The organism is Litoreibacter arenae DSM 19593 (assembly GCF_000442275.2).
GTDB classification, from domain to species: domain Bacteria; phylum Pseudomonadota; class Alphaproteobacteria; order Rhodobacterales; family Rhodobacteraceae; genus Litoreibacter; species Litoreibacter arenae.
Genome location: NZ_KE557306.1, coordinates 1,152,560 through 1,175,360, shown reverse-complemented (window position 1 = coordinate 1,175,360; position 22,801 = coordinate 1,152,560). Strand labels below are relative to the sequence as shown.

The window sequence follows — 22,801 nt, the reverse complement described above, 5'->3', positions numbered from 1 at the left end:
GGAACAGGGGGTTCTGGCCTTTGCGGCATACCCGCGCTAGCTATGGGCAAACGTTACAACAACAGGCAGACACATGACCGCTTTGATCCCCGTAGACTTCGCCGCCACAGACATCGACGCCATCAAGGATATGGAGGGCCGTCTGGCAATCTTTGTCCCACCTGCGGGTACGCTTGATACAACAGCGAAGCGCGTCAACCGCCTGACCCGAGGCTCCGTCGCCCGCGCTGTGTCCAGCGAGGCCTTCGAGAAGCTCGACGATGGTGCTGCGATGGTTCTCTCATATCCGGTCAACATCCCGGCGGAGGCGGTCATCATCGTCAAGCTCGCCCGGCGTCCCAATGTCGGCGAGGCGCGCAAGGCGGGTGCAACTTTGGCGAAGCAGGCAGGGACGTCCAAAGTATTCGCCTTGTGCGGAAATCTGCGTCGCGCACATGAAGTGGCCTACGGGATGGTTCTGCGGGCCTACGACTACGCCGATCAGAAAACCGCCGAGAAGACTGTGCATGAGGGCGCAACCTTCGTCGTGAACGCGCCCGATGACGTGAAGGCCGCCTTTGACGGGCTCGACGCTCTTGCGGAAGGGGTCTTCTTCACCCGCGATCTGGTGAATATGCCCGCCAACGTGCTGACCACTACCGAATTTGCCAAGCAGTTGACCGATTTGAAAGACTTGGGCCTCAAGGTCGAGGTGCTGGAGGAGAAGGACCTTGAAAAGCTCGGCATGGGGTCGCTGCTTTGCGTGGGGCAGGGGTCCGACAGCCCGTCCAAGGTGGTCGTCATGGAGTGGCAGGGCGGTGCCAAGGGCGACAAGCCGTTTGCGTTTGTCGGCAAGGGCGTCGTGTTCGACACGGGCGGCATCTCGCTGAAACCCGCCGCGGGCATGGAAGACATGACCATGGATATGGGCGGCGCGGGCGTCGTAGCGGGTGTGATGAAGGCGATTGCGAAGCGTAAGGCGAAGGCCAACGTCGTTGGACTTGTCGGCCTGGTTGAAAACATGCCGTCCGGCAATGCGACCCGTCCCGGCGATGTCGTGAAGTCCATGAAGGGCGACACGATCGAGGTGATCAATACAGACGCTGAAGGCCGCTTGGTGCTGGCTGACGTGCTTTGGTACGCGCAGGAGCGGTTCGAGCCGATAGGCATGATCAACCTGGCCACCCTGACCGGCGCCATCATCATTGGGCTGGGCCACGAGAACGCAGGCGTATTCTCCAACAACGACGCACTGGCCAACGCGTTCTTGAAGGCTGCCAATCTGGAGGAAGAGGGCGCTTGGCGGATGCCGATGGGCAAGGCCTATGATGACCAGCTCAAGTCTCGCATTGCCGACATGAAAAACGTAGGCGGCCGCCCAGCAGGCTCCATCACCGCCGCGCAGTTCCTGCAACGTTTCGTGAAGCCCGAAACGCCGTGGATACATCTCGACATCGCGGGCGTCGCCTCGGTGAAGGAGGACACGAGTTTCGCACCCAAGGGGGCGACCGGCTGGGGCGTCCGCGCACTCAACCGTTTGATCGCGGACAATTTTGAGGGCGAATAACCCGTGGGCGCGGCTTTCTTCTACCATATGACCGCGCAACCCGTGGACGTCACCTTGCCCATGCTTTTGGGCAAGGCGCGGGCTGCGGGCTGGCGTGTGGCGGTCAGGGGACGCGACGCGGCCCGGCTGGAACATCTGGACGTGAAATTATGGGAGGCCGACGGCTTTCTTGCTCATGGTCGCGCAGGCGGGACGCATGATGCAGACCAGCCAATTTTGTTGACGGACGGGTCAGAACTGCCAAATGGCGCGAGTTGTCTGGTCAGTCTCGACGGTGCGGAGATCGCCCCCGACGAGGTCGCGGCCAGCGACCGCACGATGATCCTGTTTGACGGCAATGACGGCGACGCGGTCGCGCGGGCGCGGGAGCAGTGGAAAGCACTGACCAGTGCCGGATGCTCGGCGCAGTACTGGTCGCAGGAAAGTGGCCGTTGGGAAAAGAAGGCCGAGTCCTAGCGCTGTAAGATCAGCTTGGTGGGTGTGATATTCACACTCCCGAAACGCCGCAAATAGGACATACCCAGAAGTGAGCTGTCCAACTCGCCCTCGTTAACATAGGCCCGCACGTCGCCTTCATCCATCTCGCCCAAACGCACGTTTTCCAATGTGACCCGAGCGGTGCGCACTTCGCCATTGGCGGTGCTGGCGCGGCCGCCATAGATCAGCGTATCGGTGTCTATGCCGACCCGCTCCGCATCTCGCTTGGACAAAACCACGCTGCTGGCGCCAGTATCGACGACGAAGTCGACCGGGATGTCATCGACATGCAAGGTCAGGTGAAAGTGGCCGTCCGTGCGTACGGGCACCTCGATGCGGCCGTTCTCGAAGGCGCTCTGGCGGGGGAGCACGGTGTCGGACACGTCGCTCCACAAACCGTAGGCCACGATAGCGCCCACAAAGATGAACCCCCACAGCGCCGCCTGCCGCGCCATCTCACCCATGCGGGCGCGGTTGGAAATCAGGAAATACCCCGCGATCACGGAGCCGAGAAGCACAAGGTAGATGAGGCGGGCGGTGTCGTTGCTATCCATGTCGCTATATATAGGTGCTTGTTCAGCCGCCTGCCACCACGCCGAACTCGCGCAGCCCGTCGAGCACGAATTGAACCGACAACGCCGCCAACAACATCCCCATCAAGCGGGAGATTACCTTGATACCTGTATCACCCAGAACACGCTCCATCAGGCCCGCCATCAGGAACAACCCGAAAACAAGGCCCAACACCGCCAGCATGACGCCGTGAACGGCAACCACGAAGGTCAAATCTGCCCCGGGCGTGCTGGTCAACAGGATCATCGCCGCAAGGGCGCCGGGACCGGCGATCAAAGGTGTGGCAAGCGGGAAGACCGACGGGTCTTCGTCATGCGGGCCATCTGCCTTGTCCTCGCGTCGCTGGCTGCGGCGCTCGAACAGCATGTCCAGCGCGGTGACGAACAGCAGCACACCGCCCGAGATGCGGAAAGCCGCCATGGAAATCCCGATGAAGTCCAAGAGCGCCTCTCCGGCAATGCCGAATAGGGTCAGCAGTCCAAACGCGACTAGGCAGGATCGCACGGCGATGCGCAGCCGGTGACGAAAGTCCATGCCAGTGGTTAACGCCACGAACAATGGTGCAAGCCCGATGGGGTCGATCACCACTGCGAGGGTGACGAAAGCGGTAATGGCGACGCTTAACTCCATCGCTCAAGCCTCTGCTTTCTCAAGCTTTCCCTGCGCTTTGACCCACATGGCCTCGGCGCGGTCCATGGCTTCCATCACCTCGGAATACTTCTTCTGCCAAACGGCACGCTTGTCGGCCATGTGGTCTTCATAAACCTTCGGGTCGCCCAGACGTTTCGCCAGTTCGTCCTGCATCTCTGCCAGTTTTGCCACCCGAGCCTCACATTTGCGCACTTCGGAGCGCAACTCCAGAATATCGTCGCGGGACGCACGTTTGGGCTTCGGCTTGTCCTTTTCTGGCTTGTCCGGCGGGGCCAGCAGCAGTTTGCGGTAGCTTGGCAGGTCATCCTCGTAAGGGTTAACCCGCCCGTCTTTTACCAGCCACAACCGGTCCGCCACCAGCGACAGAAGGTGCATGTCGTGAGACACAAGAATAACGGCACCGGAATAGGCAGTGAGAGCCTGCACAAGCGCTTCGCGGCTTTCGATGTCGAGGTGGTTGGTTGGCTCGTCGAGGATCAGCAGATGCGGCGCGGGCAGGGTGGCCAGCAGCAGGGACAGACGTGCTTTCTGCCCGCCCGAAAGCCGTCCGACCGCCGTGTCGGCCTGATCGGGGCCGAGGCCGAACCCCGCAAGACGCGCCCGCAGTTTGGATTGTCCTTCGTTGGGGCGCTCCCGGATCAAATGTTCCAGCGGGGTCTCATCGATATGCAATTCGTCCACCTGATGCTGTGCGAAGAACCCGATGCGCAGCTTGCTGGACGTCGTCATATTGCCGCTCATCACTTCAAGGCGGTTCGATAACATCTTGGCAAGTGTGGATTTTCCCTCGCCGTTCCGGCCCAGAAGCGCGATGCGGTCGTCTTGGTCGATGCGCAGGTTCAGGTGGCTCAGGATGGCTTTGCCGTCATACCCGACAGAGGCGTTTTCAGTGCTGATGATCGGCGGCGAAAGCTCTTCCGGCTCGGGGAAGGTGAACACAACGCGGGCCGCATCCTCGGGCGCGGTGATTGTCTCCATCTTCTCCAGCATTTTCACGCGGGACTGGGCCTGCTTGGCTTTCGACGCCTTGGCTTTGAACCGGTCCACGAACGATTGAAGGTGCGCGCGTTGCAAATCCTGTTTCTTGGCGGCGGCAGCCTGCACCGCACGGCGCGCGGCACGTTGGCGGGCGAACTGGTCGTAATTGCCGGAATAGAAGGTCAGCTGCTTGTCTTCGAGATGCAGGATGCCGTTGACGGAGCGGTTCAGCAACTCGCGGTCGTGCGAGATGATGATGACCGTGTGCGGATAGCGGGTCAGGTAATGCTCCAGCCACAACGCGCCTTCTAGGTCGAGGTAGTTGGTCGGCTCGTCAAGCAACAACAAGTCAGGCTCGGAGAACAGCACGGCGGCCAGCGCCACACGCATCCGCCATCCGCCTGAGAAGTCGGAGCAGGGGCGGTGGGTTTCTTCAGTGGTGAAGCCCAACCCGACAAGGATCGAGGACGCACGCGCCTCAGCCGACCACGCGCCGATATCGGCCAGACGGGTCTGAATCTCGGCGATGCGGTTCGGGTCGGTCGCGGTTTCCGCCTCCGCCATCAGGCTCGCGCGCTCTACATCGGCGGCCAGAACCGTGTTGAGCAGCGAGACCTCGTTCGACGGAACCTCCTGCGCGATTCCGCCGATGCGGGCGCGGTCGGGCAGGGTGATCGTGCCGCTCTCCAGCACCAACTCCCCACGGATCAGTTTGAACAGGGTGGTTTTGCCCGTGCCGTTTCGACCCACGAGGCCGACTTTGTGGCCTGTGGGGATGTTTGCGGAGGCACCTTCGAATAAAGTGCGACCTTCGACGGCGTAGCGGAGTTCTGAGATACTTAACATGCCCTGCGTGTCGCCTATGCGGGCAGAGGTGTCAATTGGGCGCTTTTCACGCGGGGAAACCCATGCTAGGTGCGCCCCAAACTCACTTCAGTCCAAGGACCAGCACAATGGCGATCCAACGCACATTCTCGATTATCAAACCCGACGCCACCAAACGTAACCTGACAGGCAAGATCATCGCCAAGTTCGAAGAGGCAGGCCTGCGCGTCGTCGCCTCCAAGCGCATCCAGCTGACGCTGGCCCAAGCGCAGCAGTTCTATGGCGTCCACAAGGACCGCCCGTTTTTTGACGAGCTGTGCGAGTTCATGATCTCCGAGCCGATCGTGGTTCAGGTTCTGGAAGGTGACGACGCCATCGCGAAAAACCGCGAAGTGATGGGCGCGACCAATCCTGCAGAAGCCGCAGAAGGCACCATCCGCAAAGAGTTTGCGCTGTCGATCGGCGAGAACTCTGTCCACGGCTCCGACGCGCCAGAGACCGCAGCAGAAGAAATAGCGTTCTTCTTCTCGGGCCTTGAGTTGGTCGGTTAAGCCGCCAGATTCCACCGTTTTCGGTAAGGGCCGTGCAACCGCAAGTTGTGCGGCCTTTTCCTTTTCCGCAATGATGCAGTTCGGACTATAGACTGGCCCAGTCAGAGAAGCCCTCGGGCGGTGTTGGACGCGGTGATTTCGTGTCTTGCGGCTCCGGACGCGGAGTCTGCGCTGGTGCTTGATAGGCCATGACTGTGGCCTCCTATATGGTTACTCTTACTTACTAGGCTTTCAGCGCAACACCCAAGTAAGGCGACGGGGTGTCGAAAATGTGGCGAGAATATGACGGGGATTTCATGCAACATTACTCAATCGAGATTTCATCACGCGCAAACCCTAAATAATTGCGCCGGTAAGGGGGCGTGGTGACATGTGTGCAAGTGTCGAAAAATTCCGCATCTTGCCCCGTTGGAACGGTTGACGTTTCGGAATATGGTCCGCTCATTCCATGACTAACTTCTCAGATGTGAGCCCACCCGCGTGAACGATATTTCCATCAAGACCTTCCCTCCCGCCGTTTTGGGGCAACACATCATCGCGGATTTCCATGGCGCACGAAACCTTCTGGAGGCGGGGCCGTCGAGCATCGAGGCTTTGACCCAAGCGGCCGACGCGGCAGGCGCGGTGGTGTTGGACGTTCGGATGCACGATTTCGGCGACCGGGCCGGATACACGGGGGTGGCATTGCTGGCCGAGTCTCACATCTCGGTGCATACCTGGCCCGAGTACGACTACGTCGCCGTAGACATATTCATGTGCGGAGATGCCAAGCCGGAATTGAGCCTGAACCGGCTGCGTGACTTCTTTCAGCCGTCGCACGAAGAGGTCCAAACACTGCGGCGCGGTCAAGTTCCTGCGATGGCAGCGCCGGTCTCGAAGGCTCCGGCATAATCAACATCGTCAAAATGATGCCCGTCACGCTGGCGCTTTGTGCACTGGCGATCATCGGGTATCTGGGTTTCGGCGCTGCGTCGCCAGATGCGCCCCCTGACAACTTGGCGGACGCGCTGCTGGCGGTGTTCCGTCATGGCAACATTCGGCATGTCGGCTTGAACGTGGCGCTCCTGCTGATCGCCGGTCCGATAACAGAGTCCCGTCTTGGCTCCGCTTGGACATTGGTCATGGTGGCGCTATCCGCCGTGCTTGGCACTATCGCCCAATTCTATCTTGTCGGACCCGCCTTCGTCGGCCTGTCCGGCCCCGTCTACGCGATGATTGCCTGTGCCGTTCTGACTACGGTCCGTCCTGAAAACCAAATCTGGGTTGCAGTGGCGATCGCCGCAGTGCTTGGCGCGGAAATCTATTGGCTTTCCGACAAAATCGCGATTTACCCCCATCTGCTCTCAACTCTTATTGGAGGAAGTTTTGCCATGTTATCTTCGCTATTCGGCAGCAAACACCCCACGCTGAAGCCCATGCAGTATTCCCATGTGAGCCAGGTTGTGGCCATCATCAACGAGACCGATGAAGACGACGCCGCCGAGGCCGAGAACCTGCTGCTGGACGAAGGTGTCGATGGCATGTTCGTCTTGATGCACAAGGGCAGGGTAGTGGGCGTCACTGGCTATGAGCCGGACGATCAGGTGGATGATGTGTGCTGGCTGTCCTGGACCTATCTGGCGCAGGAATATCTGGGGCAGGGCTACGGTTCGCAGATGATGAACGACCTGCTGGGGAAGCTCAACAAGCAGGGCTACCGCAAGGTGTTCATCGCAACCAGCGACTACAAAGACTTCGGGCGCTCGATCTATGCGGGGGCGCACAGGATGTACGAAGATTTCGGTGCGGAGGTCGAAATGACCCTGCCTGACTATCACAATGTAGGCGAAGCCAAGATTGTCTACGGACTGGAGAACCCGGAATTCCAAGCCGGGGAGCCGCCTATGCCAAGCGAGAAAACCGGCATCGCGATTTCGGGTATAGCGCCCGAGCCTGAGACAAAGGGCGTCGTCGGGCTGATCTGGCAGGAGACCCCTGCGGGTGTCGCAGGGCTGGATCACTACCTTGAAAAAGCGCGCGGTCAACAAGCCCGCATTGCCGTTATAGCCTTGCCCAGCGACCTGTCGCGCGAGAACGCTGAGGCATTGGAGACACATGGTTTCAAAGAGGCGGGCAAATTAACGGATTACTATAGCTTGGGATTGCATCAAGTATGGTGGATGTGCTCTTTAGCGAACCAGTAGAACGCATTTACCTACGCGAACGTATCAAGAAACAGGAATCTAATTAATGCTTGGAAAAATTAAACTTATTGCAATCGTCGCCATCGTGGCTTTCGTCGGCCTCCCGATGCTTTTCGGCGACAAGTCCGAGCAGACGGCAGATCTGGGTCAGGTTCTTGACCGCACCGAATTCGCGCTGATCCGCTATGACGGCTACCTGAAAGAAAACAACATCACCGAGGTTGCTGATAACGAGATGGGCCAGTTCACCGGCTTCTTTACCGAAGTGCTGAACTCTGCACCGCCTTTCTATGACAAGACCCTTGGCCTTGAAGTGCAGAAAGACGCGACCTTCTTGGGCTTTGCTGACGAGAATGCCAACGGCGTGCAGGATGAAGGCGAGGGCAAGGTGTTTACCGTCGAGATCGACGAAGAGAACAAGCGCCTGATCGCCACCGATGTGGCCGGTAACTCGTCCGGTCTGCGTTTCTCCGGCACCGGCCTGCTGGCGGGCGTTCTGCTTGGCAATCTGCTGTCGCGCCAGCGCGGTGCAGGCGTGGCCAAGGGCAGCTTCAACAACCGCAACGTGACCCCGCGCAGCAGCTACCGTGCGCCATCCTCCGCACGCTCGGGTGGTCCGCGCGCGGGCAAGTAATTCTGCCTCAAGTCAAGCCAAGGCCCAGTTGCGTAATCCGCACTGGGCCTTTTTCATGCAAAACCTCTCGCTGCGGAGCATTCCTGCGTGTCCCAGACCAAAGATTTTGACTACACCTCCTTGCCGCGCAAGCAGGCCCTTGTCCTTCTGTGTTCAATCCTCGTCGTCGCCCTGTGTGGTATCGTCTATGAGTTGATCATCGGCACCGTCTCCAGTTATCTGCTGGGCAATTCCGTGTACCAATTCTCCCTGACTATCGGTTTCTTCATGTTTGCGATGGGAATAGGGTCCTACGTGTCGCGGTTCATTGGCGGCAATCTGATTCAGGCCTTTGTCTATATCGAGCTGATCTTGGCTCTGGTCGGTGGCTTGTGCAGCATCTCGCTGTTCATGCTCTTCCCGACCGCCCCGTGGTTCTACACCGTGGGCATGTTTGCCTTCATCTCGACCATCGGCTTCTTGGTGGGCTTGGAGATCCCGATCCTGACACGGGTACTGTCGCAACGCTCCACCACGCGGGAGTCATTGGCGGACGTGCTGTCGCTCGACTATCTGGGTGCCTTGATCGGCTCGGTCGCCTTTCCGATATTGCTGCTGCCTTCCTTGGGTCTGATCACCGCGTCCTTCGCCATTGGCCTGATCAACGCCATGGTCGCGCTGTTCAGTGTGCTCTGGCTGCGCGATCACTTCGACGCGCCGAACCGGATTCTGGCCTATGTGGTCGCTACAATCGTCGGTTTGGTGGCGCTGACCTTGCTGGCGGGAAAGATCACCGCCTTCGCGCAGGATCACCTGTATTTTGACCGTGTTGTATGGCGCAAGCAGTCAGCTTACCAGTCGTTGGTGGTGACAAATACGTGGAACAACGGCGATGTCCGGCTGTTCATCGACGGACATTTGCAGTTCGCCGAGATGGACGAATACCGCTACCACGAGGCCTTGGTGCATCCCGTCCTCAGCTGGGGAAAACCGCCCGAAAAGGTGCTGATCCTCGGCGGCGGTGATGGTCTAGCCGTGCGCGAGGTGTTGAAATACCCGAGCGTCACGCGCATTGATCTGGTCGATCTGGATCCCGAAATGACCAAGCTCGGCACCGAGTTTGCGCCCATTACCCGCCTCAACGGCAACTCGCTGGCTTCCCCCAAGGTGCATATCCACAACATGGACGCCTTCGTCTATGTGAAGGACAGCACAGAGGTCTATGACCGGATTATCATCGACTTTCCCGACCCGCATAACGAGGCGCTGGCCAAGCTCTACTCGGTGGAGTTCTACGCCATGGTCGCGGCAATCATGACCGACGACGCGAGTTTGGTCAGCCAAAGTTCCTCACCCTTCTTTGCGACCCATTCCTATTGGACCGTGGCCAAAACGCTTGAAGAGATGTTCCCGGAAATAGTCAGCTATCAGACGCCAATCCCTTCCTTCGGGATTTGGGGTTTTCACCTTGCCAGCAAGGGCGAGGGCAATTCTATGCGCCCGTTTCCCCAAGGGTTGCGATCCATGTCTTCTGACAGCTTTGCGGCCGCCCAAGTCTTTTCGTCCGATCTGATGCCCCGCAAGCCGGTGCCGGTAAATTCGATTTTCGACCCGAAGATTTACCACCTCTACGCGCAGGACCTACGGGGAATGTAAGCTAGGTCCATGCGGTAAGAGTTCAGAGTTTATAAGTCTCTCGCGCGAGGCCATTCGCCAGAAGGGGCGCCAGCGCGAAAGCCTCGTCTTCGTCAAGTCGATGGGTCGTGACAAGCTCGGCAAGATAGGCACAGTCACAGCGGCGTGCCACATCGTGGCGGGCAGGGATCGAGCATAGCGCACGGGTATCGTCATTGAAGCCTGCCGTGTTGAAAAAGCCGGCCGTCTCGGTTGTCGCTTCGCGGAAACGGCGCATCCCTTCGAAGCTGTCATGGAACCACCATGGCGGCCCGAGCCGCAGGCTCGGATATGCGCCGGCAAGCGGCGCAAGTTCCCGCGCATATGTGGACTCGTCAAGTGTGAACAGCACGAGGGTCAGTCGCGTGTCCATGCCAACGGCGTTTAATAACGGTCGCAGTTCTTCCACGAAACCGGTCCTGCGCGGTATGTCAAAACCCCGGTCGCGGCCATAGGCTCCGAAAACATGGTCATTGTGGTTGCGATGAGATCCAGCATGCAACTGCATGACCAGCCCGTCCTCGCAAGACATACGGGCAAATTCCGTCAGCATTTGCGCCCGGAACACCTCTGCATCCGCAGCAGTCGCATCGCCGGAGTTGATGCGCCTCCATAGCGTTTCCGCTTCAGAGCTGGTCAAATCCGCCGTCAGGGCGGTGGGATGTCCGTGATCGGTCGCCGTCGCACCTTTGGACAGGAAGAACTTTCGACGGGTGCGGTGCGCCTCAAGATAGCCTGTCCAGCTGCTTGTGTCGCAACCGGTAATCTCACCAAACCGGATCAGGTTTTCTGCAAACCCCTCGAACTCCGGGTCGGTCACTGCATCGGGGCGATAGGTCGGCACCACCCGCCCGCTCCAGTCGCTTTGACGCGCTTCGTCATGCCATTTCAGATCGTCCAACGCGCCGTCGGTGGTCGCGATCACCTCTATTCCGAACCGGTCATAGAGCGCACGCGGACGGTAATCATCCTGCAAAAGCTTCTCGTTGATCGCGTCGAATGTGTCGTCGGCAGTCTCGACCGACAGTCGCTGCGGGATACCAAATACGACACTTAGGGCGTGATCGACCCATAGCCGTGAAGGCGTGCCGCGGTAGAGGTGGTAGTGTTCTGCAAAGGTCCGCCAGATCTTCCGTCGGTCACGTTCCGCTCCTTTGCCGATGCCAAGCGCTTCGAAGGAAATACCCTGACTGACCATCATGCGAACCACATAGTGATCCGGGATGACAAACAGCTCGGTAGCATCTGCAAATGCAGCGTTTCCCCCCCACCACCGCGGGTCGGTGTGTCCGTGCGGAGATACAATCGGTAGATGTTCGATGGTCTTGAACAGCGCTCGGGCAATTGCAAGTGCACTGGGTTCCGAGGGGAGAAGTCGGTCAGGATACAGAAGCGTGTCACTCATGAGCCAACGTATTCATGCACCAAGCGCGCCTGCAAGGGCAAAGACGTCTGATCCGTTGACATCTGACGGCGGACCGCCTCCCGTTCGCACCTACGGCTCGTCGAGATGTCACATTTCACAGGATACGCGTGCAGAGCCTGAGTTACAGGCGCTATCAGCATAACAGAACCTGTGTCAGGACGGTTTGATGTTGGCGTCGGGGCAGAGAAGCATGAATTTCCCAGCTCAACTGCGCGCTATTTGCCATTTGCACACCAGCTCTTGCGCTCATATCGCCCTAATTCATCTAGGCTTAAATCTGAAATGCTGTGTTTTCAGAGTTTTGCGGGGAAATTGGCTCCGGCGGTAGGGATCGAACCTACGACCAATTGATTAACAGTCAACTGCTCTACCGCTGAGCTACGCCGGAACGGTGAGGCGCGTATAGCAAGCAAGATTTGGGTCGTAAAGGGCGATTTCAACTAAAATTCAGTGATCAACGAGAACACCGCTGAAGTCCCCAGTTTTCCGTCCGGTTTCACCTTTTTGCGCTCGGTCAGGTCGATGAGATGTGCGAGGACGTTCCGTTCCGCGGCGCGCAGAAGGGCGGGGTTTATGTCGGTGTAGATCCGGTCGGTCAGCGTCTTTGGCGTCAAGGGCTCGCGACGCAGGGCGTCGAGGATCTGGGTCTCGCGCATTCGGCGATGGGACAGCAGTTCTTGCAAACGTTCGACCGGGGCGGTGATTGGCTGTCCATGTCCGCTGTAATAGATCTCGTCGCCGTTCCGTGCTGCCAGCATTTCAAGCGAGATCATGAAGTCGGTCAGGTGGCCGTCCGGTGGCGACACCATGGATGTGGCCCAGCCCATCACCAGGTCGCCGGTGAAAATCGCGTCGCCCTGAGGCCAGTGAAAACACAAGTGGTTTCCCATGTGGCCCGGAGTGTGTAGCGCGGTTAAGGACCAGTCGGACCCGCTCACGCAATCCTCATGGGCCAGCGAAATATCAGGCATGAAGGTCGCGTCCACGCCTTCGCCCCCCCCGACATCCGTGAACGACGCCATCACCGGTGCGCGACCGGCCCGGCTGTCGCCAAAGCCATAAACCTTCGCCCCTGTAATCTGCGCGAGCACCATCGCCAGAGGCGAGTGGTCGATATGGGAGTGGGTTACCATGATGTGGCTTATGCGTTGATGGGCGTCGAGAGCACCAAGGATAGCCTCCAGATGTGCTTCGTCGGGGGGGCCGGGGTCGATCACGGCGATGTCGCGGGTGCCGAGGAGATAGGTGTTTGTGCCGGTATAAGTCATCGGCGACGCGTTCGGGGCAAGGATACAGCGCAGGCCGGGCGCAAGTTGCGTGATCGCGCCAGCCTTGCGGGTGTCGGGTGTGACGGTCGCCATCGCTCTTTTCCTTTGGGCAAAGGGGCTTTACGGTCCGCTTCATGACACGGTTTTCCATCAAACGCTACCTGCCGCGAAGCCTCTACGGGCGGGCGGCGTTGATCTTGCTGGTGCCGATCGTCACCATCCAGCTGGTCGTCTCCTTCGCGTTCATTCAACGCCTCTACGAAGGGGTCACCGCGCAAATGACGCAGAACATTTCCGTGGAGTTGGAGCTTTTGTTGGACATCGTTGAGGATGCCCCGGATGTAGCTTTGGCCGGGGAGCAGGTCACGGCGGCGGCCGAGGCGCTTCAAATGGACGTGGTCTTTCCTGGCACAGTGGTGGCGGAGCGGCGGCGGATATGGGACTTGTCCGGCCGCGCCATTCGCAACACGCTGGCCCAGCAATTTGACGAGTTGCGCGCCGTGGATATGGTCAGCCTTGATAAAACCGTTCAGGCCAGTTTGGACACCTCGAAAGGCGTGCTGGACGTCTCGTTCGCGCGGCGTCGGGTGGCGGCGACAAACCCGCACCAGCTTTTGGTGTTGATGCTGTTCACGGCCATTCTGATGACCATCATCTCCTACCTGTTCCTGCGCAACCAGCTTCGCCCGATCCGACGGCTGGCCCGCGCGGCGGAAGCCTTCGGCAAGGGAAGACACGAGCCGTATTATCCCAGCGGCGCGTCGGAAGTACGCTCGGCAGGCGCTGCTTTTCTCAATATGCGGGCACGGATCGAACGTCAGATCGAGCAGCGCACCCTGATGCTGTCGGGCGTCAGCCACGACCTGCGCACGCCCCTCACGCGGCTCAAGTTGGGGTTGTCGATGCAACCCGAGACTGAGGAGACGAAAGCCCTGATCGGGGATGTCGACGATATGGAACGGCTGATCGAGGCGTTTCTGGACTTTGCCAAGGCTGACGCGCTGGAAGAACTGGAGCGCACCGATCCCGTGGCAATGGTCTCTGAAGTTGTTGCTAACGCACAACGTGCGGGGCGGCGGGTCGAGTTGGTGACAGACGCCGCCACTGCGATTTCGATGAAAATCCGCCCGCTCTCGGTTCGTCGCGCGGTAGAAAACCTGATCAACAACGCGGTGCGCTATGGGACGCGGGCGCGGGTCGAGGTCGCCGTGCTGGAAACCGCATTGCGGATCAGCGTCGAGGATGACGGCCCCGGCATCCCGGAGGCTCAGCGCGAGCAGGCCGTGAAAGCCTTCTCCCGGTTGGACGCATCACGTAACCAGAATGCGGGCTCCGGCGTCGGGCTCGGGTTGGCGATTGCGGCAGATGTCGCACGGTCGCATGGGGGCAGCTTGCGCCTTGGCGACAGTGAAACCCTCGGTGGGCTGAAGGCGGAGCTGATTTTGCCAAGATAAAGGGGAGAATGGTAGGCCCGGCAGGACTTGAACCCGCAACCAAAGCGTTATGAGCGCTCTGCTCTAACCAGTTGAGCTACAGGCCCCCTGTGGCTGATGGCTACCAGACCGACGCGCCGCGTCAAGTCTCTATGGTAGTCGAAATACGCAGCTTGTAGGTTTCTGGCATTAGTATTGGCGAAAGGACTGTCCGTGGACACCGCATATCTTTTGAAACGTTACGCAGTGGTGTCGTTGATCACCATGATCGCAATCCTTGCCATTGCGTATCTTCTCCAGATTTTCGTGGGCTATGATCTGGGCTCCAGCGCCTCGATCGTATCTGCTTTGGTGCCCGCGATGGATGCGGGTCAGACCTATGCGCGGCGCACCAAGCAAAGACCGGAAAACGGATTTGCCTGGAAAATCTCTGCCGTGTTCGTGGCGATTAACGCGACATTGGGACTCGCTTTTTATCTGGTGTTCTCAATGGCGTTCGGGGGTTTGGCTGATGCCGCAGACCTGCTTGGCGCTGTTGGCGCGATGGGCTGGGTCATCATCGTTGCCGTCGCATTTGTCATCTACTGGCTTGCCAGCCGCTTCTTCTTCGCTTTCGGCGCGAAAAACGAGTTGAAGCTGCAAGAAAAGCTGGCGGCCAAGAAGCAGCCATAGACTCACAGGCGTGGGCTTGATAGGTCGGCGCAAACTTCCATTTCTGCCGGATGTGACCTCATGACCAAGACCCCGAAGAACGGTTTGACCTATGCCGATGCCGGTGTGGATATCGACGCAGGCAACGCGCTGATCGACCGGATCAAGCCAGCGGCTGCGGCCACGAAACGCTCCGGCGTTATGGAGGGGTTGGGCGGCTTTGGCGCGCTGTTCGACCTGAAAGACGCTGGGTTCAAAGACCCCATCCTCGTCTCCGCCACCGATGGCGTCGGCACCAAGCTGCGCATCGCCATTGATACCGGCCATTACGACACCATCGGGGTCGATCTGGTGGCGATGTGCGTCAATGATCTGGTCTGCCAGGGCGCGGAGCCTTTGCTGTTTCTCGACTACTTCGCCACCGGAAAGCTGGACCTCGACACCGCCACGACAATCATCAACGGGATTGCGACGGGTTGCGCTGCGTCCGGCTGTGCTTTGATTGGCGGGGAAACTGCCGAAATGCCGGGCATGTATAGCGAAGGTGATTTCGACCTCGCGGGCTTCGCGGTTGGCGCTATGGAGCGTGGTACCGCGTTGCCGGCAGGCGTGGCGGACGGCGACGTTCTGCTCGGTTTGGCATCGAGCGGAGTTCACTCCAACGGCTATTCCCTGGTGCGCAAGGTGGTCGAGGCGTCCGGCCACGGCTGGGACGACGCGGCCCCGTTTGCGGACGGCCAGTCCCTTGGGCAGGCGCTTTTGACCCCGACCCGCCTTTATGTGAAATCCGCACTCGGTGCGGTGCGGGCAGGGGGCGTGCATGCGCTGGCCCACATCACCGGCGGCGGACTGACCGAGAACCTGCCGCGCGTGCTGCCCGACGGACTTGGCGCCGAGATCGACCTTGGCACATGGGATTTGCCGGGGGTGTTCTCGTGGATGGCCAGTGTTGCGGGCATTGAAGAAGCTGAAATGCTCAAGACCTTCAACTCCGGTATCGGCATGGTGCTCGTCGTCGATCCGCGTGCCGCTGAGGCCCTGACAGCGCAGTTGCAAGACACCGGCGAGACGGTGTTCCGCATCGGTGCCGTGACCGCTGGCGACGGCGTGCGCTACTCGGGCCGCCTGCTTTGAAGAGAGTCGCCATTCTGGTTTCGGGTGGCGGGTCCAACATGATCGCGCTGTGCGACAGCATGGTGGGGGATCACCCCGCGCGACCGGTGTTTGTTTTGTCCAATGACCCTGCGGCCAAGGGTTTGGAACGCGCCGCGGCGCGTGGTATTCCAACCGCTTCGGTCGATCACCGTCCTTTCGGCAGTGACCGCGCGGCCTTCGAGGCCGAACTGGCGATGTTGCTGGATGCTGCCCGGCCCGATATTGTCTGTCTCGCGGGGTTCATGCGTGTTTTGACTGCAGGTTTCGTGGAACGCTACGCGGGCCGGATGCTCAACATCCACCCGTCACTTCTGCCAAAATACAAGGGCCTCAACACCCATGCGTGGGCGCTGGAGGCGGGCGACCGCGAGGCGGGCTGCTCGGTTCATGTGGTCACGCCGGAGCTTGACGACGGGCCAATTCTGGGCCGGGCGCGGGTGAGCATCGCATCGGGAGAGACACCAGAAACGCTTGCAGCCAAGGTTTTGATCCAGGAACATCGTCTCTACCCTGCCGTCTTGCGGCGTTTCGTTGACGGCGAAACGGGGCTGCTGGAGATGAGCTGACATCCGCGCTTCCGCCTTGATTGCCGGATGCCGTAACGTAATACTCACGAAAGCGGTCTAAAAAGAGCTAAGAACAACAAGAAACGACGCGAAGAGTCCACATGCCATCAAACATTATTACCATCACCAGCACCGAAGATCTGGCCGCCTACTGTGAACGAGCGAAGAACGCCCCGTATATAACTGTAGACACTGAATTTTTGCGCGAACGCACCTATTACGCGAAGTTGTGCCTGATCCAGTTGGCGATCCCCGGCGATGATCGAAACGACGCGGTGCTCGTCGATCCTATCGTCGGTTCTGATATGTCGCTCGATCCGCTCTACGAGCTTTTCCGCGATCCGAATGTGGTGAAGGTCTTTCACGCCGCGCGGCAGGATCTGGAGATATTTTATGTCGAGGGCGGGGTGATACCCAAGCCGCTGTTCGACACGCAAGTGGCTGCCATGGTCTGCGACTTCGGCGAGCAGGTGGGCTACGAGACGCTGGTGCGTAAGATCGCCAAGGCCTCGGTCGACAAATCGTCGCGCTTCACGGATTGGTCGCGCCGCCCCCTCAGCGATGCGCAGAAGCTATACGCGCTGGCGGACGTGACCCATCTGCGCGATATCTACGAATATCTCTCCAAGCGGCTGGAGCGTACCGGTCGCAAGGCGTGGGTGGAGGAGGAGATGGCAGTTCTGACCGCCCCTGAAACCTATGTAGTCGATCCTGACGACGCTTGGCGACGGGTCAAGGTGCGCTCGAACGCGCCCAAGTTCCTTGCGATCGTTCGGGAGCTTGCCAAGTTCCGCGAGATTTATGCCAAGGAGCGGAATATTCCACGCAGCCGCGTATACAAGGACGATGCGCTGCTGGAACTGGCGTCCACCAAGCCGAAGGATGAACGCGATCTCGGAAAATCACGGTTGCTGCTGCGCGATGCACGCAAGGGGCCGATTGCCGAGGGGATACTGAAGGCCATAGCTGATGGGGTGGCATGCCCGCCCGAGGAAATGCCGAAGCCGCCGCCCGCGCGAGACCGCTCGAACATGAATTCGGCTTTGGCCGACTTGCTTCGGGTGATGTTGAAAGCCAAGGCGGAGGAGGTCGGTATCGCGCAAAAACTGATCGCCACGGCATCGGATCTGGATGATATCGCTTTGGGCGAGCGCGACGGCTTGGCGCTCAGGGGGTGGCGTGCCGAGGTCTTCGGACAATATGCGTTGCGCCTGTGTGACGGCGAACTTGCGCTGTCCTGCACTGGAACTTCGGTAACAATTATAGAGCTTTAACGTCCGTTCTTAACGTCGGACGGCACGGCGGTTGCCTTGGCCGATTACCGTGATGGTCCGCACTTGCGTCAGTCTGCTGGACGACACCGCGCGCGCGACGAAAATCTCGCGCGAGCGTTGCGTGCCTTGGCGTGTCTGCGACAGCGGCGGCAAGACGCGGAATTCGTAAGTCAGGGTCGTGGGGTTGTCGCGGTCTACCTCGACCAGCGCCGCATTCCAATATCCTTGCAATGGCGGCAAGCCGACCGCGCGGATGATCGCACCTTCAGGTGTCGGCTCCACCTGGAGTGACAGCACCTGCGAGACGAAGGGCCGTGGGTCGCGGGCCAGGGCTTCGTCAGCGACGACCACCGTTTCGGCACGGTCGCGGCCGAACCAGTTGAACGGGTTGATGCGCGAGTCGCGGATGCGTCCGCACGCCGATACCGTCAGTGTGATCGCCAGAATTGCCAAAATGGTGCGTGTCATTGCTCGTGTCCCCGCCAACGCGTTGTTTCTCCTTGGAGTAGCGCAACCGGACCGACTTGAAAAGTGCGGCCTGCACTGGACGCTGGCAAGCCTGCGGGTTAACTCCTGCACAGGACTGGACGGAAGGGCAGACAAGCATGGCACAAGAGGCGTTCGAGGACATCGTGGAGACCTTCGAGTTTCTTGACGATTGGGAGGACCGCTACCGCCATGTCATCGACATGGGCAAGGCGATGGAGCCGCTGGACGATGCGCTGAAAGTCCCTGCCACCAAGGTTGACGGTTGTGCGAGTCAGGTGTGGCTGCATCCCCGCATCGCGGATGGAATCTTCACATTTGACGGCGACAGCGACGCCATGATCGTGCGCGGGCTGATCGCGGTGCTCAGGGGTTTGTATTCAGGTCTGCCCGTGGCCGATGTGGAAAAGGTGGACGCCGCGCACGAGCTTGGGCGTCTGGGCTTGGACGAACACTTGTCTGCGCAACGCTCGAACGGTGTGCGGGCCATGGTGGAGCGGATTCGCAACGTCGCGGCGTCAGCGTAGACGGCAATTCTTCGAGGAAGAATTGGAACCAAGTTTTCGTCGAAAACTTGACTATGCTTGAGCCGCCAGCGTGGTTTCCAGATCGCCATAGCCGGTGAAGCGGTACTCGTAGTCCAGCCCTAGGAATGCGGCGCAGGCCTTCGCCTTCTCTTCCAAGGTGGGGTCTCGACTTTGGGCCTGATAGACCAGCTTTTCGTAATTGCCGAAATAGATATCTTTCAATTCCGGATGCCGGTCCAAACCCAGCGGTTTGGTTACGAAAGCGTCGAACTGGCGGGCAAGGAAATCCGTTAGGTAGAACGCCGTCACCTCGTCACGGGTCTCGAATGCCGCGTTGCCTTCGTAGAAGCTATAGCAATGCGGGCCTTCGACCATCTCGACGCCCATCTCGTCACAGGCTGCTTTCAGCATCCCGCCGGTGCCGCAATCGGCGTAGACGACAAATATCTTGTCGAAATCCGCGCGGTGCTTGGCAACGGCGTCCCGCACCGCTGGCACGATCTTGTCAGGGGTGTTGTGCAGGATGGCGGGCAGGCAGGCGAGCGTCATGTGGTCCCAGCCGTTCTGCGCCTTCAACGCCAGAATTTCGCGGGCCAGAGCGCCACATGCCAGCAGCAGCACCCGCCCCGAACCGGAGGGCGCCAAGCCTTCATCGCGCAATGTGGCGTCGTCAGGTGTCGTCACGGTCGAGCCTCTTGTGTAGCGCGCGAATGATCAGGCCTGCGATCATCGCCACGGGTAAGATTGCCGGAATGGACTGCGCCGCCTGACCCTGCGGCTGCATTTGTGCGAACAGGAACACCGTTATCCCTGCGGCGACAAGGACATAGCACAATATTAACGCAAGGCGCGTGAGGGGCATGAACAGAACTCCGAAAACAGGGAACCACTGTTCAAAGTGGGTTGCAGGGGCAGGGAGGTCAAGCCGCAAGCCGACCTCCCGGTCCGAGCCCGCTAGCCTGCCGACATCTGGTTATGCTTGCGGGCCATGAAGTCCTTGGCGGTCTCCACGGCGACGGCAGCGTCGCGGCAATAGGCGTCTGCGCCGATGGCCTTACCGAATTCCTCGTTCAGCGGCGCGCCGCCAACCAGTACGGTGTAGTCGTCGCGAATGCCTTTCTCTACCAGCGTGTCGATCACCACCTTCATGTAGGGCATGGTCGTCGTCAGCAGAGCGGACATGCCAAGGATGTCAGGGGTCTCGGCCTCCAGCGCTTCCAGATAGCTTTCCACGGCGTTGTTGATCCCGAGGTCCACGACCTCGAAGCCCGCGCCTTCCATCATCATGCCGACGAGGTTTTTGCCGATATCGTGAATGTCGCCCTTCACGGTGCCGATCACCATCTTGCCGACCCGCGGCGCACCGGTTTCGACCAGCAACGGCTTCAGGATGGCCATACCACCTTTCATCGCGTTTGCCGCCAGCAGAACTTCCGGCACGAACAGGATGCCGTCGCGGAAGTCGTTACCCACGATGGTCATGCCGCCGACCAACGCCTTGGTGAGGATGTCATAGGGTTCCCACTTGCGCTCCAGCAGGATGTTGACGCCTTCCTCGATCTCTTCCTTGAGGCCGTCATACAGGTCGTCGAACATCTGCGCGACAAGCTCTTCATCGTCGAGTTCCGACAGGATGATATCGTCTTCTTCGTCTGACATGGGCTTAAAACTCCTCAGCACGCGCGGCTGCGACGTGATCATGCGTTGATATTGTGATGCGCTTCGAGGCCGCGAAAGGCGCGACGATTTGCGACATAGCGTCGGCTGGCACCGACTTGAGCTTGCAAATGTTCTTGTTGTGTTCCATTTTGAGGCGATGGAGAAAAATGCCGCAACTGCAAAGGGATCGGAGCGCCTGACCGGCCGGGTAAGGGGGCGTGGCGCGTCTGAAAACAAGGTGGGCCGCTTTGAGGCCGTCGCCCGCGAGGTGGTCGACGATGGCTGGGGCATCCCTGACGACGAGGTGCCGCTGCGCCGCACGCAGGTCGCTTGCGAAACGATTACCAAGGTGGTCACGCGCAACACGTCGCCGGACATATCCTTTGACCGGTCGCTCAACCCGTATCGCGGATGTGAACACGGCTGCATCTACTGCTTCGCGCGCCCCAGCCACGCCTATCTGGGGCTGTCGCCGGGCCTGGACTTCGAGACGCGACTGATTGCACGACCCAACGCGGCAGAGGCGCTGGAGCGGGAATTGCGCCGCCCGAGCTACCGCGCACAGGTGTTGGCAATCGGCACCAACACCGACGCCTACCAGCCCATCGAGAAAGACCGGCGCATCATGCGCGCTGTGTTGGCGGTGTTGCAGAGGTTTCGCCATCCAGTCGCCATCGTGACCAAAGGCAGCTTGATCGAGCGTGACATCGACATTCTGGGCGAGATGGCGGCGGCAAAGCTCGCCTCCCTCGCGGTTTCCGTGACCACACTGGACGCGAAACTGTCGCGGCAGATGGAGCCGCGTGTCCCGTCGCCCGCGCGGCGCCTCAAGACGATCGAGCGGCTGGCCGAGGCCGGTATCCCCGTGCGGGTCAGCGCCTCGCCGATGATACCGGGCCTCACCGATCATGAGTTGGAGGCCATCTTGCAGCAAGCCCGCAATGCTGGCGCGGTTGGGGCCAGCACGATCAGCCTGCGCCTGCCGCGCGAGGTGTCGGAGCTTTTTCAGGACTGGCTTGCGCGTGAAGTGCCGGGCAGTGCCGAAAAGGTGATGGGCCGTGTGAGGCAAATGCATGGCGGGCGCGACTACGACCCGCGTTTCGGCCATCGCATGCGGGGGGAGGGGGTTCATGCCGACTTGATGCGACGTCGCTTTGAGGCAGCTTGCAAGAGATTCGGACTGACAGAGCATCTTCCCAGCCTTCGGACGGATTTGTTCACGGTGCCCGCACAGGCAGGCGACCAGCTTAGCCTCTTCTGAGACGCGCGTCTTAGCTGCGCGCGCGACGGCGGGTGACCCGCGCGGCGGGGCCAGCGCCATCGGTGCCATCGCTTTCGGATGAGAAACCACCAAGCGCTTCGGTGATCTGCTCCAGCGTCGGGCGTGGCCCACGGGGGCGGGACTCCAGCGCGGCTCGCATTGTCCGCAGATGCTTTGGCGTTGTCCCGCAACACCCCCCGATAATTGTCGCGCCGCAGTCGCGGGCAAGACAGGCGTAATCGGCCATCAGTTCGGGCGTGCCGTCGTAATGGATATGTCCGTCGTGGAATTTGGGAATACCCGCGTTTCCCTTGGCGATAACGGCCAGGTCGCTGTCGCTGAACCCCAGAACAGTACGCAGCAGGTCGGACGAGCCGACCCCGCAATTAGCGCCGAACGCCAGCGGCTTTTGCGGCAAACGGTCTGCAAGTTTTGCCAGTCCGGCAGAGGTCAGGCCCATCATCGTGCGACCGGCGGTGTCGAAACTCATGGTGCCGCACCACGGCATACCCGCAAGCTTGGCGGCTTCAGAGGCTGCTTTCAATTCTTCGGGGGCGGAAATGGTCTCCGACCAGAGCACATCCGCACCGCCCGCTTTCAGGCCCTCGGCCTGTTCGTGGAACATCTCCACCGCGCTCTCGTGGGTCAGGGTGCCCATCGGGGCCATGATGTCACCTGTCGGGCCCATCGAGCCTGCGACCACGACCACGCGACCGGAGGCATCCGCCACGTCACGACCGATCTCGGCAGCGACGCGGTTTAGCTCAAACACGCGGTCTTGGGCGTTGTGGAGCTTAAGGCGGGACGCGTTGCCGCCGAATGTGTTTGTCAAAAACAAGTCTGAGCCCGCGTCGACCGCTTCGCTATACAACCGGCGGATGCGGTCGGGGTGATCCACATTCCACAACTCGGGTGGATCACCAGCACTTAGTCCCATGTTGAACAATTGCGTGCCGGTCGCCCCGTCCGCGAGAATCCAGTCACGCTCTGCGAGAAGGCGGCTGAGGGCATTGGTGTTGGTCAT

24 protein-coding genes and 2 tRNA genes are annotated in these 22,801 nt (G+C 60.0%); 14 read left to right on the top strand and 12 right to left on the bottom strand.

Translation table 11 applies throughout. The features are described from left to right. Window positions 1-73 precede the first annotated feature (73 nt). A complete protein-coding gene (locus tag THALAR_RS05840; RefSeq protein WP_021100574.1) occupies window positions 74-1,546 on the top strand; it encodes a leucyl aminopeptidase in 1,473 nt (490 codons plus the stop codon). Between the two features lie 3 nt (window positions 1,547-1,549). Next, window positions 1,550-2,002, top strand: coding sequence for a DNA polymerase III subunit chi (locus THALAR_RS05835; protein ID WP_021100573.1), 453 nt, complete (start codon window positions 1,550-1,552; stop codon window positions 2,000-2,002). Here the strand turns inward: THALAR_RS05835 and THALAR_RS05830 are convergent. Genes THALAR_RS05830 through THALAR_RS05820 form a run of 3 tightly spaced genes read right to left on the bottom strand, consistent with a single transcriptional unit; the run spans window position 1,999 to window position 5,071 of the window. After that, a complete protein-coding gene (locus THALAR_RS05830; RefSeq protein WP_021100572.1) occupies window positions 1,999-2,577 on the bottom strand; it encodes a retropepsin-like aspartic protease family protein in 579 nt (192 codons plus the stop codon). The two genes, THALAR_RS05835 and THALAR_RS05830, sit on opposite strands and share 4 nt — an antisense overlap. Window positions 2,578-2,599: 22 nt before the next feature. Next, entirely contained in the window at window positions 2,600-3,226 is a 627-nt protein-coding gene (locus tag THALAR_RS05825) for a MarC family protein (protein WP_021100571.1), read from the bottom strand. Between the two features lie 3 nt (window positions 3,227-3,229). Next, complete coding sequence (locus tag THALAR_RS05820) at window positions 3,230-5,071, bottom strand: ABC-F family ATP-binding cassette domain-containing protein (RefSeq protein WP_021100570.1); 1,842 nt, start codon at window positions 5,069-5,071, stop codon at window positions 3,230-3,232. Window positions 5,072-5,178: 107 nt separating this feature from the next. Between THALAR_RS05820 and ndk the strand changes: the two genes are divergently transcribed. From ndk to THALAR_RS05795, 5 genes are all read left to right on the top strand, one after another. Then, entirely contained in the window at window positions 5,179-5,601 is a 423-nt protein-coding gene (gene ndk / locus THALAR_RS05815) for a nucleoside-diphosphate kinase (RefSeq protein WP_021100569.1), read from the top strand. 480 nt (window positions 5,602-6,081) lie between these two features. Next, window positions 6,082-6,492, top strand: coding sequence for an adenosylmethionine decarboxylase (gene speD / locus THALAR_RS05810; RefSeq protein WP_021100568.1), 411 nt, complete (start codon window positions 6,082-6,084; stop codon window positions 6,490-6,492). Between the two features lie 17 nt (window positions 6,493-6,509). Then, complete coding sequence (locus tag THALAR_RS05805) at window positions 6,510-7,784, top strand: rhomboid family intramembrane serine protease (protein ID WP_169788518.1); 1,275 nt, start codon at window positions 6,510-6,512, stop codon at window positions 7,782-7,784. 46 nt (window positions 7,785-7,830) lie between these two features. Next, window positions 7,831-8,418, top strand: coding sequence for a hypothetical protein (locus THALAR_RS05800; RefSeq protein WP_021100566.1), 588 nt, complete (start codon window positions 7,831-7,833; stop codon window positions 8,416-8,418). A gap of 87 nt (window positions 8,419-8,505) precedes the next feature. Beyond that, the gene (locus THALAR_RS05795; protein ID WP_021100565.1) at window positions 8,506-10,053 is read left to right on the top strand and encodes a polyamine aminopropyltransferase; all 1,548 of its coding nucleotides are present in this window, start codon (window positions 8,506-8,508) and stop codon (window positions 10,051-10,053) included. A 22-nt stretch (window positions 10,054-10,075) separates the two neighbouring features. On the opposite strand, the gene uxaC is transcribed toward THALAR_RS05795, so the two are convergent. From uxaC to THALAR_RS05780, 3 genes are all read right to left on the bottom strand, one after another. After that, window positions 10,076-11,476, bottom strand: coding sequence for a glucuronate isomerase (gene uxaC / locus THALAR_RS05790; protein ID WP_040817285.1), 1,401 nt, complete (start codon window positions 11,474-11,476; stop codon window positions 10,076-10,078). Between the two features lie 334 nt (window positions 11,477-11,810). Continuing rightward, window positions 11,811-11,885 (bottom strand) — tRNA-Asn (locus tag THALAR_RS05785). A gap of 52 nt (window positions 11,886-11,937) precedes the next feature. Beyond that, the gene (locus THALAR_RS05780) at window positions 11,938-12,858 is read right to left on the bottom strand and encodes an MBL fold metallo-hydrolase (RefSeq protein WP_021100563.1); all 921 of its coding nucleotides are present in this window, start codon (window positions 12,856-12,858) and stop codon (window positions 11,938-11,940) included. Window positions 12,859-12,899: 41 nt separating this feature from the next. Between THALAR_RS05780 and THALAR_RS05775 the strand changes: the two genes are divergently transcribed. Then, window positions 12,900-14,219: an ATP-binding protein gene (locus THALAR_RS05775; protein ID WP_021100562.1), complete on the top strand. Its 1,320-nt coding sequence runs from the start codon at window positions 12,900-12,902 to the stop codon at window positions 14,217-14,219. 9 nt (window positions 14,220-14,228) lie between these two features. Here the strand turns inward: THALAR_RS05775 and THALAR_RS05770 are convergent. Beyond that, a tRNA-Ile gene (locus THALAR_RS05770) sits at window positions 14,229-14,305 on the bottom strand. Between the two features lie 124 nt (window positions 14,306-14,429). Between THALAR_RS05770 and THALAR_RS05765 the strand changes: the two genes are divergently transcribed. The 4 genes from THALAR_RS05765 (at window position 14,430) to rnd (ending at window position 17,844) form a co-directional block, all read left to right on the top strand. Then, window positions 14,430-14,870 (top strand): ABZJ_00895 family protein, encoded by a 441-nt coding sequence (locus tag THALAR_RS05765; RefSeq protein ID WP_169788517.1) that lies wholly within the window; start codon window positions 14,430-14,432, stop codon window positions 14,868-14,870. Window positions 14,871-14,930: 60 nt separating this feature from the next. Then, window positions 14,931-15,983 (top strand): phosphoribosylformylglycinamidine cyclo-ligase, encoded by a 1,053-nt coding sequence (gene purM, locus THALAR_RS05760; protein ID WP_021100560.1) that lies wholly within the window; start codon window positions 14,931-14,933, stop codon window positions 15,981-15,983. Further along, window positions 15,980-16,570, top strand: coding sequence for a phosphoribosylglycinamide formyltransferase (purN, locus tag THALAR_RS05755; protein WP_040817281.1), 591 nt, complete (start codon window positions 15,980-15,982; stop codon window positions 16,568-16,570). Before purM ends, purN begins: the two co-directional genes overlap by 4 nt. A 113-nt stretch (window positions 16,571-16,683) precedes the next feature. Continuing rightward, entirely contained in the window at window positions 16,684-17,844 is a 1,161-nt protein-coding gene (gene rnd / locus THALAR_RS05750) for a ribonuclease D (RefSeq protein WP_040817779.1), read from the top strand. 9 nt (window positions 17,845-17,853) lie between these two features. Here the strand turns inward: rnd and THALAR_RS05745 are convergent, their stop codons facing one another. After that, window positions 17,854-18,312 (bottom strand): hypothetical protein, encoded by a 459-nt coding sequence (locus THALAR_RS05745; protein WP_021100557.1) that lies wholly within the window; start codon window positions 18,310-18,312, stop codon window positions 17,854-17,856. Window positions 18,313-18,449: 137 nt separating this feature from the next. On the opposite strand from THALAR_RS05745, the gene THALAR_RS05740 reads away from it, so the two are divergent. Then, on the top strand, window positions 18,450-18,857 hold the full coding sequence (locus THALAR_RS05740) for a SufE family protein (RefSeq protein WP_021100556.1): 408 nt from the start codon (window positions 18,450-18,452) through the stop codon (window positions 18,855-18,857). Between the two features lie 51 nt (window positions 18,858-18,908). Here THALAR_RS05740 and THALAR_RS05735 read toward each other — a convergent pair whose 3' ends face one another. The 3 genes from THALAR_RS05735 to THALAR_RS05725 form a co-directional block, all read right to left on the bottom strand. Then, on the bottom strand, window positions 18,909-19,541 hold the full coding sequence (locus THALAR_RS05735) for a DUF1638 domain-containing protein (RefSeq protein ID WP_021100555.1): 633 nt from the start codon (window positions 19,539-19,541) through the stop codon (window positions 18,909-18,911). After that, complete coding sequence (locus tag THALAR_RS05730; RefSeq protein WP_154666747.1) at window positions 19,528-19,719, bottom strand: hypothetical protein; 192 nt, start codon at window positions 19,717-19,719, stop codon at window positions 19,528-19,530. Before THALAR_RS05730 ends, THALAR_RS05735 begins: the two co-directional genes overlap by 14 nt. Before the next feature lie 92 nt (window positions 19,720-19,811). Further along, complete coding sequence (locus THALAR_RS05725) at window positions 19,812-20,516, bottom strand: corrinoid protein (RefSeq protein ID WP_021100553.1); 705 nt, start codon at window positions 20,514-20,516, stop codon at window positions 19,812-19,814. A 157-nt stretch (window positions 20,517-20,673) separates the two neighbouring features. On the opposite strand from THALAR_RS05725, the gene THALAR_RS05720 reads away from it, so the two are divergent. Next, on the top strand, window positions 20,674-21,777 hold the full coding sequence (locus THALAR_RS05720) for a PA0069 family radical SAM protein (protein ID WP_021100551.1): 1,104 nt from the start codon (window positions 20,674-20,676) through the stop codon (window positions 21,775-21,777). A gap of 10 nt (window positions 21,778-21,787) precedes the next feature. Here the strand turns inward: THALAR_RS05720 and bmt are convergent, their stop codons facing one another. After that, window positions 21,788-22,801, bottom strand: coding sequence for a betaine--homocysteine S-methyltransferase (gene bmt / locus THALAR_RS05715; protein WP_021100550.1), 1,014 nt, complete (start codon window positions 22,799-22,801; stop codon window positions 21,788-21,790).